This is a genomic window from Streptococcus mitis, assembly GCF_946190275.1.
GTDB classification, from domain to species: Bacteria; Bacillota; Bacilli; order Lactobacillales; family Streptococcaceae; genus Streptococcus; species Streptococcus mitis_DC.
This window is the reverse complement of record NZ_CAMHZQ010000004.1, coordinates 40,741-54,812: the sequence shown is the minus strand read 5'-3', so window position 1 is coordinate 54,812 and position 14,072 is coordinate 40,741. Positions and strand designations below refer to the sequence as shown.

Below are 14,072 nucleotides of genomic sequence, written 5' to 3'. Positions count from 1 at the left end.
GCTAGTAAAATCCCAACTCACGATAAGAAAAATGCACTGATTGATTACATCAGCGCACTTTTGTGCTTATCCTACTTTAGCAGCCAATTCTTCTGCGAATTGTTCTAAGCGTTCAATATCTTCTTCCTCGGCAGAAAGGTCAACTTTGACACATTCTGAACCTTTTTCTGCTCCTGTTGACACAAAAACACGGTCAAAGTCATCAACAGCTTTACAGAATTCATCGTAGAAGGTATCTCCTGAGCCGACTACTCCGTAGATTTTACCATTCAAGTTGAGATCTGCTAGGTCTTCGTAGAAGTCCATCATCTCATCTGGCAATTCACCATCACCATAAGTATAGGTCGCAACGATAGCGATGTCTGCTTCTAAGAAGTCTGAAGCGTCAACAGTTGTACATTCATCAACATCGACATCCAAGCCCAAGTCACGTAATTTGTCTGCTACAATATCTGCAATTTCTTCGGTATTACCGGTCATACTGGCAAATACAATTTTTGCTAATGCCATATCGTCCTCCTCAATTTATCTTTCTCCATTATATCACATCTTTTTCATTTTAAAAATAAAAATTCTTGTGCTACAATGAAATGAGAAAGAATTGAGGTTATTTATGGACATTTGCCATCAAATTTTAGAAAAAATCAAAGAATACGACACGATTATCATTCACCGTCATATGAAACCAGACCCTGATGCCTTGGGAAGTCAAGTGGGATTGAAAGCTCTTCTCAAACATCATTTTCCAGAAAAAACCATCAAAGCCGTAGGTTATGATGAACCAACTCTTACTTGGATGGCTGAGATGGATCTTGTTGAAGATAGTGCCTACCAAGGCGCCCTTGTCATCGTCTGTGATACGGCGAATACTGCTCGTATCGATGATAAGCGCTATAATCAAGGTGATTTTCTCATTAAGATTGACCACCATCCAAATGACGATGTATATGGTGACCTATCTTGGGTGGATACTAGTTCAAGTAGCGCTAGTGAGATGATTACCCTATTTGCAGAAACAACCCAGCTGGCCTTGTCAGATTGCGCTGCTGAGTTACTCTTTGCAGGAATTATTGGTGATACAGGTCGCTTCCTCTACCCTTCTACGACTGCACGGACTCTTCGCCTGGCTGCTTATTTGAGAGAACATAACTTTGACTTTGCAGCTCTCACCCGAAAAATGGACACTATGAGCTACAAAATTGCAAAACTTCAAGGCTACATCTACGACCATCTGGAAGTGGATGAAAATGGAGCAGCTCGCATTATCCTGAATCAAGAAGTCTTGAAACAATTCAATGTTACCGATGCTGAGACTGCTGCTATTGTGGGAGCTCCTGGTCGGATTGACAGCGTCAGTCTCTGGGGAATTTTTGTGGAGCAGGCTGATGGCCACTACCGCGTTCGCTTACGCAGTAAAATCCATCCTATCAATGAAATCGCCAAGGAACATGATGGTGGAGGCCACCCTCTAGCAAGCGGTGCTAATTCCTATAGCCTAGAAGAAAACGAAATCATCTACCAAAAGTTAAAAAACTTGCTTAAAAACTGATAAAATACTTGCCAAACTTTTCAGAATCTGATAGACTAGTATGGTAACAATCTATGGCTCGCAAAGAGACCATGGCAGAAAGGAAATATTGCAAAATGAAAAAAGATATCCATCCAGAATATCGCCCAGTTGTCTTCATGGACACAACTACTGGTTACCAATTCCTTAGCGGTTCAACAAAACGCTCTAACGAAACAGTTGAGTTCGAAGGCGAAACTTACCCATTGATCCGTGTGGAAATTTCATCAGACTCACACCCATTCTACACTGGACGTCAAAAGTTCACTCAAGCAGATGGACGCGTGGATCGTTTCAACAAAAAATACGGTCTCAAATAATGATAAAAAGACAGCTTCGGCTGTTCTTTTTTGTTTCTTGAAATCAACTGCTGTTTTCATGTTCCAAACTCAAAAAAACTTTGCACTCTAGCTAGCCACACGATGGTTTCTAGAGAACAAAGTTTTTTCTTGCCTAAAAAGTATAAAAGATCTATACTAGCTATATATAGTATAGATTGGAGATATACCATGACTACATCACTTACTAAGCAATACAATTTTAAAATCAATGAGTCATCAATGGAACAAGCTAGAGCTATCATCAAGGAAAAAGGAATGACTATGACGGATGCTATTAGTCTTTTTATCGAGCAAATTGTTCTCGAACAAGATTTGCCAATAAAAACTGCAGAAGATTTACACCGTGAACGATTGATTCAGGAACTACAAGCCCAATCTGAACGTGCCTTAAGAGAATATGAATCTGGACAAGGAACTTCCCTAGACGATATGAGGCTACGATATGACTTATAAAGTGATTCTATCTACCGAAGTGAGTCAAGCAATTGACAGTATTCATGATTACATTACTACTGTTCTTTTATCACCCCAGTCGGCTAAAAATACTGTGGCCAAAATTTTAGACGGCTTAAAAAGTTTAGAAACCTTTCCTGAGGCTGGCTTTGATGCAGATGAAAAAATCGGACTAAAAATCAACAGTAAGTACCCAACACGAGGAAAAATTATCGGGCAATATATCTTGCTTTACTTTATCGACCAAACTCAAAGAACTGTTTTTCTTTCCCACTTATTCCACACCAAAAGCGACTATGTTACTTTGCTACAAAGCAAAAATAATAAAAATTCAAAATCATCATTTTGATGTCAACTGCTCCCTTAATAGCCTTGTGATTATAAAGAATACAGTCTTCATTTTAACTAGAAAACAAAAAAACTTTGCACTCTAACTAGCCACACGATGGTTTCTAGAGAACAAAGTTTTTTTATTAGAGCAGATTTACTCTTCCTTATCTTGATTTTCAGTTCCTTTAGTTGTATTGTCTTCCCAAAGGATACGCTCGATACGGTGGAAACCTGACCAACCTTCTTCTGTCTTGTTTTCATCCATGTAGTCTGCTAAACGGAAGTCAATCTTGACATCTGACTCACCAAAACTCTCGGCAATCGGTTCTGAACGCTCATAGGACATACGAATCAGTGGATAAACCTTCTTAGCTTCTTCTAACTTACCTTCTTTCAACAGTTTGACAAAGCCTTCCGTATCTGTCAATAGCTTATCGATTTGCTCTTGAACAAAAGTTTTATAATCAGCAGTGGCCTTATCAAGCATTTTTTGCTTATCTTCAGATAAGGCTGTAACCTTAGATGAACCAGTTGTATCTGCTGATTTTTCAAACCTAACAGCACAAGCTGTCAATAGCAAGACTGAAGATAAAAGGACAAAACCTAGTTTTTTCATTGTTTACTCCTATCGGTCCAGGAAACCTGAATTAATTTTACGTTTTATTATATCATGTTTCACTCATTTTTCAATAAATTTTCAGAAAATTTAATATTATGAATAGCATTACAAATACAAAAAACTAAGCCTAGGACAATCTCCAAAGCTTAGTTTGATCTAGTTTCTTAATTTCCAGCGTAATATTTTTGAATTCCTTTAATAATGCCTTCAACTAACTTATCTTGGTATTGATCACTACGGATTCGTTGGTTTTCTTCTGGATTATCCATATAACCCAATTCTAATAACACAGCAGGTTTCGCAGTCTCACGAAGAACAGCGAAGGTGGCTTGCAGAAGTCCAGCATCTCTAGCTCCTGTCTCGGTCAAGAGAGATGAATGAAGGTCAGCGGCCAAACGATTACTTTCACTCATTCGGTCTGGATTATTATGCCAGTACTGATTAATCTTGCTCGGGTAACCTGCATCTTCCTTATAAGAATAAGTCTGTATTCCCAGATTCAGTGTTGTGTCATTCCCAGTAGCGTTAAAATGAATACTAATAAAGAAGTCTGCATTCGTCTTATTTACCATACGAGAACGCTCTGTCACAAAGTCAACATCCACATCACTATCACGAGATGTTAAAACTGTATAGCCAAGTTCTTCTAAACGTTTCCGTAATTTACGAGAGACCTGTAGATTCAAATCTTTTTCAGCTATTCCATAATAGTAAGCGCCCGAATCACGTCCACCATGCCCAGGATCTAGGAAGATAGTTTTAGTATAGCGCCCCTTTTCAAATTCTTTTGGAAGTTCTTGAACCCATTTACCATTATCTTTGAAAAAATGGCTACTTCCATTAATAGTATAAGTTCCAGTGACATAAACGCCATCTTCTTTAAGATAATACCAAGCTTTATAATCTTGATCATAAATCCACTCTTTGTGAGCCATGTAGCCACCAGATTTTAGATAGTAAGAGCCAACCCATTGCTGTTCAGCATAGTGCCCACCTGACTTGAGATAAAACCAGCTTGAGTAGTTAGGATCGTACACCCATTCTTTATCTGCCATAGCCCCACTGGACTTCAGGTAATAATTTCCCTTCCAGGTATTAGCCATCATGGCACCATTTTGATCAAATGCATACCATTTACCATTGATTTGACTCCATTGGTTAGACAGATATTTTCCCGAACCATTGGCGTAGTACCACTTGTTAGCCATCTGATACCAGCTATTTTCAAGTAAGTAACCATTCTTATCAAATAGGTAGCCCTCATAAAGAGTATCTGTAAATTTGACACCCGTTTGACTATAATAAGTCCACTTCCCATCTTCTTTTACCCAACCAATTTGTAGCTTAGACTCAGTAGGAAGAGTTGGCTTTGTCTCCTGCTCACTCGAACTAGGGCTAGTTGGCTGAATTTCTGTAATTGCTTGAGAAGCATTTGCAGAGCTAGTAGCTGAACTACCGGTAGAGTTATTCGTAGAATGACTAGCATCATTAGCTAGAACTGTTTGGCTAGTAAATCCAAGAAGAGCCAGAGCAAGAATCGTAAATTTCTTATATGATTTCATTTATAACCTTTCTAGGGGAATGGAATCCCTGTGTTATTGAGTTCTTTAACTTCCTTGATGAAGGAATTTTTATTATAACTTTCTCTTTATATTATACACTAAATGCAATCAAATATAACAAAAACTGCTAATACATCTTATTTTTTATGTCACTGAAAAAAGTAAAATCTGTGTATCTGGTTTCTACTTTATATTTGGATTTACTATGTACAAGGGAGATGTTATAATAAAAATAGGAGGAGATAAAATGAACCAAAAAGCTAAAGCCTTTACACTTGCTACAGTTCTAGCACTTTCATTGTTAGGAGCTGGAAGTCTTGCACCACAATCCGTTGCTGCTAATGATAGGCTGGTTTCCACTCAAGAAATCAATGGTCAGTCTTATCATATCTTGAACTCAGAGGTAACTAGTAGTTCTGCCGGTACTAGCTTAGTTGGAATTGAAGGGACTTTCTTGACGCCAGATAAGCAGGCTATTTTAGACCGTATCAATGCCATTCGAAAAGAGGCGGCAGATGAAGGCCTAGTTACTAGCTACGTTCCTATCAAATGGTCAACTGCACTAGAAAAAACAGCCTTTGTTCGTGCAGCAGAAGCTTCTATCACCATTAATCACACACGTTTGTCCAGAAAGAACATTTGGAGCGCTTGGCCTACAAGAAATTTCTCCCTAGCAGAAAACTTAGCTTGGAACTATGACGGATTTATGACGGCTATTAATCAATGGTATGAGGAAAAAGCAGATTACGTCAAATCTCGTAGTGGGGCAAGTGTCTCTGGTCAAACCGGACACTACGAATCCTTAATTAATCCAGAATTGACCTATATGGGGTTGGCAGCTTTTGAAAATCCTGTCACTCAAAATGGGTGGGTTACCGTTGCACAAAGTTTTGGAACATCATCTGGTGGCTCTGAAGAATTAGCTGGTGGTTATGGAAAAGCCATTCAATACACAGAAGCAAATTCTTCTCAGATTCAAACATTTGCGACTAAGGCGAATCTTTTTGACAAAGACTTGAAGGCCATCGGAACTCATAAAACCAAAACTGCAAATACAAATTCAAGTCAGAAATTAGACGATGAGACCAATGACCCTGCCGAATTTCTTAATCGACTAAGAAGTTGGTTCGATCATTCCCAATACTTCGGAAGTTGGATTCGATCAAACGGACGTTGGTGGTTTAAACATAATGACGGCTCATACACGAGTAACGGCTGGGAAAAAATAAATAGAACTTGGTATCACTTTGACAACTCTGGTTGGATGCAAACAGGCTGGGTGAAAGACGGTAGCTGGTACTATCTCGACGACTCAGGTGCTATGAAGACTGGTTGGCTCAAAGATAACGGTAGCTGGTACTACCTTCAAGACTCAGGCGCTATGAAAACAGGCTGGATGAAAGTATCTGGTAAATGGTACTATGCCTATAGCTCTGGAGCGCTCGCAATCAATACAACGACCCCTGATGGCTACCGTGTCAATTACGACGGTGAGTGGGTATAATGAACTAAAACAAAAATAAACAAAGGACAATCATTATTTAATTTTAAAGATGATATCCTTTGTTTTTTTATATACTTTTATTGTCCACTGCTAAGCACAATTCTTAGATTCACTCTGAAAAAGATTAGACTTTTAACCTTAAAATTGATAAAATAAAAAGAAAAATAAGATAAAAGGAAACTATAAATCACCATGATGAACATGCAAAATATGATGCGCCAAGCACAAAAACTTCAAAAACAAATGGAACAAAGCCAAGCTGAACTTGCTGCTATGCAATTTGTTGGCAAATCTGCTCAAGACCTTGTTCAAGCGACCTTAACTGGTGACAAAAAAGTTGTCAGCATCGACTTCAATCCAGCTGTCGTTGATCCAGAAGACCTTGAAACTCTTTCTGATATGACCGTTCAGGCCATCAACTCTGCTCTTGAACAAATCGATGAAACGACCAAGAAAAAACTAGGCGCTTTCGCTGGAAAATTGCCATTCTAAGCATAAAAAACAAGCATTCAAGAGAATACTTGCCTATCGTGGGAGGAACAACTGTTCCTCTTTTTGCTTACTAAAAATTAAAGAATTCCATCGCCTGTTTGAAAAGCAAATCCGTGTACTCAGGGTCTTCTTGGGCAATTGTAACTTGCTCTTGAATCATTTCCAAGTCATCCGTTATCATGCCATCTGCTCCTAACTGAACAGATTTATCAAAGGACTCTGAACTATTGATGGTCCACACGTACAATTTTTGATCGGTATTCCAAAGCTTGTTAACAAAATTTTCATCTAAAGTTGAATACTCCATGGTGTAGCCTGTGGCTTTCGTTCTTGGAAAAATACTATTGTAAGGTAGGATGAAATAGACTGGAATTTGTGAGTCGTAGGCCAACACCTGGTCAATCACATGGTAGTCTAAGGACTGCATTTGATGGCCATTCTGTTTAATGATAACTCCATATTTGTCCATAAAGCGTTTCATCATATCTGGACTATCTTTCCGACTGGTTTTAATTTCAATAAGGAGTTTTTGATGCAATTCATTGGCTTTGTTAAGATAATCATCAAAACTAGACACCTTGCTATGATAACCATTTTCTGAAATATCAAGTTTGGTTAATTCATCCAAAGTTAAATCCTGAGGATTGGCATTAACTCCTGTCAAATGCTTGATATTAGCATCATGCATCATGACAAACTGGCCATCTTTTGTTTCCTGAACATCCGTCTCAACAAAGTCTGGTTCTAGTTGGGCTGTCCTCTCTAGCGATTGGACAGTATTTTGGACACCATTTTTATCTGAAACACCGCGATGAGAGATAATCAAGGGTCTATGTGCTACTGGCGCTTCCAAATAAACATAGCCCTCAAGAGCGAAAAAGATACCTGCACAGCCCATCACTCCCCATCTCATCCAGTGGTCTTTCTTTCTCCTTGGTGTGATTTCTAGCTCTTCTCCTGTCAAAAAGGAAACAAACTTAATGAGAAAGTAAGTCAAGGCCATATAGTGGAAATTCTTAATCAAGACAAAATTAATGATTCCTAATACAAGAGATTCCTTATGGGTCAGACCATCCATCAGTACCTGACTTGCTAAGATTGGGATCAAGAGAAGAATGAAAAATAGATAGGTTTTGACGATAATCCAGAGCAAGTTCCAAATATAAAACCAAGATTGCCTTTTCGTCTTCTCTAGACTGTATTTGACTGCTTCTTTGACTGTTTTCTTCTCAAACAAAAGCTGGGGTAGGGCAAACATCAAACGTATTGAAATGTAAAAGAGCAACAAGGCTAGAACAGTGATTACCAAACCGACCAACCAATACTTATCTTCTACATAGGCTACTATGAATTCCGGAATGACAATTTTATTGAGGTAATAAATCTTTAAAATCTTTCGAATCAATGGAAAGAGCATCATGACATAAAAGAAAATAAAGGCCATTTTGGAAATCGTCACTTGCTTCATAAACAAGAAACTTTGACGAAAGACCTTGCGACTGTACTCCAGTAGGGTTCTCTTTTCATGATAGAGGAGGTGCCGGGCTCCGATAAAGAGAAGTCCTAGCTGGTAATAGGCAATCAGTAAATTAACGATTACCAGAACAAATAAAGCAAGACTAACAAATGGCGAACCCTTTATAATAGCAAAAATATTGTTGTAGGAAAGAAAAAGATAACCTGTCTGACGGAGCAAAAGTCCAGCAATCCAAGAATTAAGTGGTAACCAGACAAACTCAATCATCATAAATATCAAGAAAAAGAGAAAGAGAATTTTATCTAGATTAAAGTAGATTTTCCTAAAACCTAGATTTTTAGGTTTTTCAGGTTTCATAGGCACTCCTAGTCAAATAATTGAGATAAGTCCAAGCCTCCAAAAGGATTGTTTGATAGGCTACTTTCTGTCTCTAACAATTCTCTAGCTTGATCCGACTCTAGGAAGGACTCGTAAACACGCGCCGTCATACGAGCATCCTCCAAGCTATTATGGGACTGTCCTTGAAATCCGAGAAATGAGGCAACAGTTTGCAATTTGAGATTGGCAATACCATGTAAATCCGAACTCCGACGTTCAAAAGCTTCATCATACAAATCTACCTTGTACTGCTGGCTGTAGTCTAAACCGTGGTCCTCTAAAATAGGCAAATCACTTTTAACAGCATTGTAGCCTATCATCGGCAAAGAACCCACAAACTCTTGGAATTCTTTTATAACTTCCTCCACTGGGGGAGCATCTTTTAAGGTTTCAGCTGTAATCCCAGTCAAACCATTGATAAAACTCTTTAGAGGCACACTAGTATGGACATAGGAATCATAAGCATCGATTTCCTGACCATCTCTAAAACGCACTGCCGATACTTGAATCAAGTGTGTTTGTCCTTCGTGCTGATTAAATTCTAAGTCAAAAGCAATGTAATCTTCTAATCGTTCCATTCTCTACCTCTCCTATACTGTTATTTTATACTCTTCGAAAATCTCTTCAAACCGCGTCAGCTTCGCCTTGCCGTAGATATATGTAACTGACTTCGTCAGTCTTATCTACAATCTCAAAGCAGTGCTTTGAGCAGCCTGCGGCTAGTTTCCTAGTTTGCTCTTTGATTTTCATTGAGTATTAATTGAGCAACTATACTATTTAGAAACAAAAGAAGCCATCAGGTTAGCATTTAACCTAAACAGCTCCTTGATTATCCTCCAAATAAACGAGCAAAAAAGCCTTTCTTAGTCGATTGGACTTCTTCTTTTGCTTGGTCCAGCTCTAGCTTAAGATTTTCTTGATCCTTCATGGCTTGAAGGGTCAATTGTTGCTGCTGATCGAGTTGTTTGTCTTTCTCAGCAATCTGACGGTCTTTGATACGCATCTGCTCGTCTTTTTCTGATAACTGACGATCCTTGGCTTTTAATTGTTCATAAAGACGAAGAATTTCTGCATTCTTCTCATCAACCAGAATCTCCATCAGTTCACGTTGCTTGACATCTTCACTGACAGGCTCATCTTCAAAAATCGTTTTTTTATAGATTTCTTCTAGCTTAATCAAGCCACTTCTGGTAACAACTGTTACCCCTTTGTCATTTTTATCTGTGTCTTCTTCTGGTAATTCTTTGACACGGTTATTGATTGCTTGGCGAGATAATCCTAAGACCTCTGCAATCTCACTGACGGTCATTTCAATACTCATAATATCCTCTGAAACGTTTTCTAGCTTTTCTTTACTTAAATCTTATCATAAGCTAGAAAAACTGTCAAATTTCCGCTTAATCTAAAGCCTTCAAAAAGGCTAACAAGACTTGGGCAGAGCGACGTCCAGCTTCGATAATAAACTCATCAAAAGAGATGTTTGCTTCATGATTTGCATTGTCACTCATAGCTCGGATGACTAAGACTGGAAGATTAAGAGCATGCGCTGCCTGAGCAATAGCTGCCCCCTCCATCTCAACAGCCAAAACATCTGGGAAATGGGACTTAATCGCTTCTATCTTATCATTTCCTGCAACAAAACTATCTCCTGTAGCAATCAAACCAAGATGCCATTTTTGGTCCAATTGAGATAAACTCTCTTGGATTTTGGCGACAAAGGTTTTATCTGATTCAAAATACAGCGGTTGTTGCGCCATTTGTCCATAAGCATAGCCAAAAGCTGTAACATCCACGTCATGATAGGCTAATTTGTTAGCAATCACGACATCCCCAACAGCAATACCTTCTGCTACTGCCCCAGCTGATCCCGTATTAATTAAAGCATCCACTTGGAAATGATCAGCCAAAATCGCCACACTCATAGCAGACATGACCTTACCAATTCCACTTTCTACAAGAACGACTTCATGAGAAGCAATGGTGCCTGTATGATAGGTATTCCCCAAAACAACTTGCTCTTGGGCATTGTCTAAATGCTGGACCAAATAAGCTAGTTCTTCTGGCATAGCTGCAATAATTCCTATTTTCATTTCAATTCCTTTTCTATTACAAAAGTTTCATTGCTAAGACAAGCAAAATCAAGAGAAAGATGACTGCAAATAAGATTTTATTCAACTTAGAATTGAAGACATTTCTCTTGGTATTTTCAATGCGACGGCTTTTATGAATAGACGGTTCGACCTGAATCTTCAAGGTTTCTTGGCTAAAGCCATGATCCTTAGGATTGGCATAACCAAAACGAGAAGAAGAGGTTGGTAAAATCTTAGTCTCCTCATCATCTAGCAAAGGGGGACCTGAAATTTTTTCGCCTCTATTAGCTCTTTCAATCATTTCATCCGTTAATAAAGGTTTACCCATACTGACCTCCTCTATTTTTTCTGCAATTCCCAATACTGAACAGCCATAATTGTCTTGGCATCACAGATATGACCTAATTGGATTAATTCCTTGGCTTCTTCTAAGTTCACTTCAAGGACTTCTAAGGTTTCATCTTCATCCTGCGGACGCGGATTTTCCACCTTTGTCAAATCGCTTGCTAGGTATAGTTTTAGTTTTTCATTACAAAAGCCAATGGCTGAATAAAAGTCATATAAGAGTTCTAACTTCCCTGTATAGGCTGTTTCTTCCTCTAATTCACGCAGGGCTGCTGCGATAGGGTCTGTATTTTCTCCTACTTCCAATTTTCCAGCTGGAATTTCGTAAGAGACAGCCTCGATGGCTTTGCGGTACTGCTTGACCAAGATGAGTTTTTGTTCATCCGTTACTGCTAAAACACAGACAGCCCCATTGTGGAAAATCAAATCCCGTTGGGCAGTTCCCTTACCTTCTGGTAATTCAACCTGATCTTGAACCAGTTTAAAAATTGGTCCTTGATAGATCTCTTTTCGACTAAGCGTTTTTTCTTCAAATTCCATGATAGGCTCCTACTGATTCTTAGGATGATGAGGAAGGCGTGTTGCATATTCGTCTTTATTGACCTGACGACCGCGACCAATCGCAATCGCATCCGCTGGCACGTCTTTGGTAATAGTTGAACCAGCACCAACGAGGGAATTGTCACCAAGTTCTACTGGTGCAATAATGGTTGAATTTGAACCAACAAAGACATTGTTACCAATGACTGTTTTGTATTTGTTTTTGCCGTCATAGTTGACTGTAATGGTTCCAGCACCAAAATTAACCTTGCTACCCACTTCACAGTTTCCAATATAAGTCAAATGACCAGCCTTGGTATTCTCACCGATTGAAGAACCTTTCACCTCAACAAAGTTTCCAATATGGACTTGGGCACCCAGACTTGAACCTGGACGAATGTGGGCATACGGACCGACTGTCACTCCATCAGCAACACTACTTTCTTCAATCATAGAATTGGTAATGACAGCTCCTGCTCCGATAGTGCTATCCACTACATAAGTACCATTTGTCAAAACAGTCTCAGCACCAATTTTCGTTTGCCCCTTCAAGGTAACATTGGCTTCGATTTGAACTTCGGGAGCAATCTCAACATCAATATCGATATAAGTTGCTTCTGGATTGACAAAGCTAACACCATTGACCATGTGCTGATGATTGATGCGACGACGCATAACTGACTCAGCTGTCGCAAGAGCCACACGATCGTTTACCCCAAGACTTTCATCAAAATCTTTCAAAGTATAAGCGCCGACTTTTTCACCGGCTTCACGGAAAATGCCAATGACATCTGTAATATAATATTCTCCTTGAGCGTTATTGGTATTGATATTTTTCAAAGCCTCAAACAAACGCTCGTTGTCAAAAACATAGGTTCCAGTATTAATTTCCTTGATTTGCTTTTCAAAATCTGTAGCATCCTTCTGCTCAACAATGCGAAGAACCTCAGCATTCTCATTACGAACAATTCGTCCATAGCCAAAAGGATTATCTGTTTCAGCAGTCAAGATAGTGGCCACATTTTTATGATTGATGTGGAAATCAATCAAGTTTTTCAAGCTTTCACCTGTGATTAAAGGAGTATCTCCTGCGATGACCAAGGTATGACCTGACAAACCTTCTAAGATAGGCTCTGTCATCATAACCGCATGACCAGTACCTAACTGTTCAGATTGAGTCACAAATTCTGTCTGTTCAGCCAAGACCTCTTCAACCAATTCTGCCTTGTGTCCGACAACTGTTACTGTCTTTTCAGGTTGGATAGCTCCCACACTACGGAAAACATGTTCCAACATAGAAATACCCGCAACCTTGTGCAACACTTTTGGCAAATCAGATTTCATGCGAGTCCCTTTACCCGCTGCTAAAATAATGGCATAATTTGACATAATCTTCTCTTTTCTCTAGAAATTCCCTTTTATTATACCATATTTCAAATCATTCCGCGCTCTTGAATGAAAAAATGCTCTAAAGTCCTTTCTTAACCCATTTTTTGAGTATTTTTTTTTTGATTTTTTTTCATTTTTAAGGTAAAATTATGAGATATGAGAAAGAAAATAAATCCGCTTATTTTGTTTGGTTTTTTTGGGATTATGATTTTCATTTTAATCCTGAATCGCCCTCGTTTTGAGGACCATCCTGTAAAAACAAAGTCAAATATCGCGCAAGTAGAAACGCAAGCGCTACATAATATAGATAAACCGGTGATTGATGTTTCTGGTTGGCAACGTCCTGAGGAAATTAATTACGATACTCTCTCCCAAAACATTTCTGGAGCTATCGTTCGCGTCCATAGTGGCGCTCAGTCTTCAAAAGAGAACGATGCTGCCTTTGTTAATGGGGTAGATAAGGCCTTTAAAACCCATATCACCGAATTTCAAAAACGAAATGTACCAGTTGGTGTCTATGCCTATGTAGCTGGAAAAAGTGTCCAAGAAATGGAAAAGGCTGCTGAAGTTTTTTATAACGCTTCATCGCCATACAGCCCTAGTTACTATTGGCTAGACGTGGAAGATAAAACCATGTCCAATATGAACGAAGGTGTTGAAGCCTTTCGAGCAAAACTAGAATCACTCGGTGCAAAAAATATCGGCATCTACGTTGGGGTCTACTTCATGGAAGAACACAGTATTGATACAGACAAGTTTACGTCTGTTTGGATTCCTTCCTATGGTTCAAATACTGGATTTTTCGAAAGCAAACCTAATACGGACTTAGATTACGACATCCACCAGTACACTTCTAAAGGAAAAATTGCTGGCTTTGACCACGATTTGGATATCAACGTCATTTCTTCCTTAAAAAACAAAGAAGAAACCTTTAGAAAACTCTTTTTAAAACCTTAAAAGCATTTGTTTAGCATTTGCTTTTTCT

The 14,072-nt window shown here is 38.9% G+C and carries 16 protein-coding genes and 1 pseudogene; 7 read left to right on the top strand and 10 right to left on the bottom strand.

Translation table 11 applies throughout. The features are described 5' to 3' along the window. Positions 1 to 66: 66 nt before the first annotated feature. On the bottom strand, positions 67 to 510 hold the full coding sequence (locus tag N8M20_RS03575; RefSeq protein ID WP_001162128.1) for a flavodoxin: 444 nt from the start codon (positions 508 to 510) through the stop codon (positions 67 to 69). A 103-nt stretch (positions 511 to 613) separates the two neighbouring features. Here N8M20_RS03575 and N8M20_RS03570 point away from each other — a divergent pair, with 103 nt between their 5' ends. The 4 genes from N8M20_RS03570 (at position 614) to N8M20_RS03555 (ending at position 2,710) form a co-directional block, all read left to right on the top strand. Next, entirely contained in the window at positions 614 to 1,549 is a 936-nt protein-coding gene (locus tag N8M20_RS03570; protein ID WP_261079087.1) for a DHH family phosphoesterase, read from the top strand. A gap of 95 nt (positions 1,550 to 1,644) precedes the next feature. After that, positions 1,645 to 1,887 carry a type B 50S ribosomal protein L31 gene (locus N8M20_RS03565; protein WP_000710764.1) on the top strand — a complete coding sequence of 81 codons (243 nt, stop codon included), beginning with the start codon at positions 1,645 to 1,647 and terminating at the stop codon, positions 1,885 to 1,887. A 189-nt stretch (positions 1,888 to 2,076) separates the two neighbouring features. Further along, positions 2,077 to 2,361 carry a type II toxin-antitoxin system RelB/ParD family antitoxin gene (gene relB / locus N8M20_RS03560; protein WP_023941319.1) on the top strand — a complete coding sequence of 95 codons (285 nt, stop codon included), beginning with the start codon at positions 2,077 to 2,079 and terminating at the stop codon, positions 2,359 to 2,361. Continuing rightward, positions 2,351 to 2,710, top strand: coding sequence for a type II toxin-antitoxin system RelE/ParE family toxin (locus tag N8M20_RS03555; protein ID WP_164226585.1), 360 nt, complete (start codon positions 2,351 to 2,353; stop codon positions 2,708 to 2,710). The genes relB and N8M20_RS03555 overlap by 11 nt, the downstream gene beginning before the upstream one ends. Before the next feature lie 153 nt (positions 2,711 to 2,863). Here N8M20_RS03555 and N8M20_RS03550 read toward each other — a convergent pair. Further along, positions 2,864 to 3,307: pseudogene (locus N8M20_RS03550) on the bottom strand (imelysin family protein); the annotation flags it as partial. Positions 3,308 to 3,474: 167 nt separating this feature from the next. After that, positions 3,475 to 4,872 carry an N-acetylmuramoyl-L-alanine amidase gene (locus N8M20_RS03545; protein ID WP_261079086.1) on the bottom strand — a complete coding sequence of 466 codons (1,398 nt, stop codon included), beginning with the start codon at positions 4,870 to 4,872 and terminating at the stop codon, positions 3,475 to 3,477. Between the two features lie 247 nt (positions 4,873 to 5,119). On the opposite strand from N8M20_RS03545, the gene N8M20_RS03540 reads away from it, so the two are divergent. Next, positions 5,120 to 6,376: a CAP domain-containing protein gene (locus N8M20_RS03540; protein ID WP_261079085.1), complete on the top strand. Its 1,257-nt coding sequence runs from the start codon at positions 5,120 to 5,122 to the stop codon at positions 6,374 to 6,376. A gap of 192 nt (positions 6,377 to 6,568) precedes the next feature. Continuing rightward, a complete protein-coding gene (locus tag N8M20_RS03535) occupies positions 6,569 to 6,868 on the top strand; it encodes a YbaB/EbfC family nucleoid-associated protein (RefSeq protein ID WP_000981526.1) in 300 nt (99 codons plus the stop codon). 70 nt (positions 6,869 to 6,938) lie between these two features. On the opposite strand, the gene N8M20_RS03530 is transcribed toward N8M20_RS03535, so the two are convergent. The 7 genes from N8M20_RS03530 to glmU all read right to left on the bottom strand — a co-directional run bounded on the left by N8M20_RS03530 (position 6,939) and on the right by glmU (position 13,087). Beyond that, entirely contained in the window at positions 6,939 to 8,702 is a 1,764-nt protein-coding gene (locus tag N8M20_RS03530; protein WP_261079084.1) for a glycerophosphoryl diester phosphodiesterase membrane domain-containing protein, read from the bottom strand. A gap of 8 nt (positions 8,703 to 8,710) precedes the next feature. Next, positions 8,711 to 9,301, bottom strand: a complete 591-nt coding sequence (locus tag N8M20_RS03525) for a 3'-5' exonuclease (RefSeq protein ID WP_237446799.1) — start codon at positions 9,299 to 9,301, stop codon at positions 8,711 to 8,713. Between the two features lie 251 nt (positions 9,302 to 9,552). Continuing rightward, a complete protein-coding gene (gene rocS / locus N8M20_RS03520; protein ID WP_000021242.1) occupies positions 9,553 to 10,044 on the bottom strand; it encodes a chromosome segregation protein RocS in 492 nt (163 codons plus the stop codon). A gap of 76 nt (positions 10,045 to 10,120) precedes the next feature. Further along, entirely contained in the window at positions 10,121 to 10,813 is a 693-nt protein-coding gene (locus tag N8M20_RS03515; RefSeq protein WP_261079083.1) for a 5'-methylthioadenosine/adenosylhomocysteine nucleosidase, read from the bottom strand. 16 nt (positions 10,814 to 10,829) lie between these two features. Then, positions 10,830 to 11,141: a cell wall synthase accessory phosphoprotein MacP gene (gene macP / locus N8M20_RS03510; protein ID WP_000517861.1), complete on the bottom strand. Its 312-nt coding sequence runs from the start codon at positions 11,139 to 11,141 to the stop codon at positions 10,830 to 10,832. Positions 11,142 to 11,152: 11 nt separating this feature from the next. After that, positions 11,153 to 11,698, bottom strand: a complete 546-nt coding sequence (locus N8M20_RS03505; protein ID WP_261079082.1) for an NUDIX hydrolase — start codon at positions 11,696 to 11,698, stop codon at positions 11,153 to 11,155. A gap of 9 nt (positions 11,699 to 11,707) precedes the next feature. Further along, a complete protein-coding gene (gene glmU / locus N8M20_RS03500) occupies positions 11,708 to 13,087 on the bottom strand; it encodes a bifunctional UDP-N-acetylglucosamine diphosphorylase/glucosamine-1-phosphate N-acetyltransferase GlmU (protein ID WP_261079081.1) in 1,380 nt (459 codons plus the stop codon). Positions 13,088 to 13,243: 156 nt separating this feature from the next. Between glmU and N8M20_RS03495 the strand changes: the two genes are divergently transcribed. Continuing rightward, positions 13,244 to 14,044, top strand: coding sequence for a glycoside hydrolase family 25 protein (locus N8M20_RS03495; protein ID WP_261079080.1), 801 nt, complete (start codon positions 13,244 to 13,246; stop codon positions 14,042 to 14,044). Positions 14,045 to 14,072 lie beyond the last annotated feature (28 nt).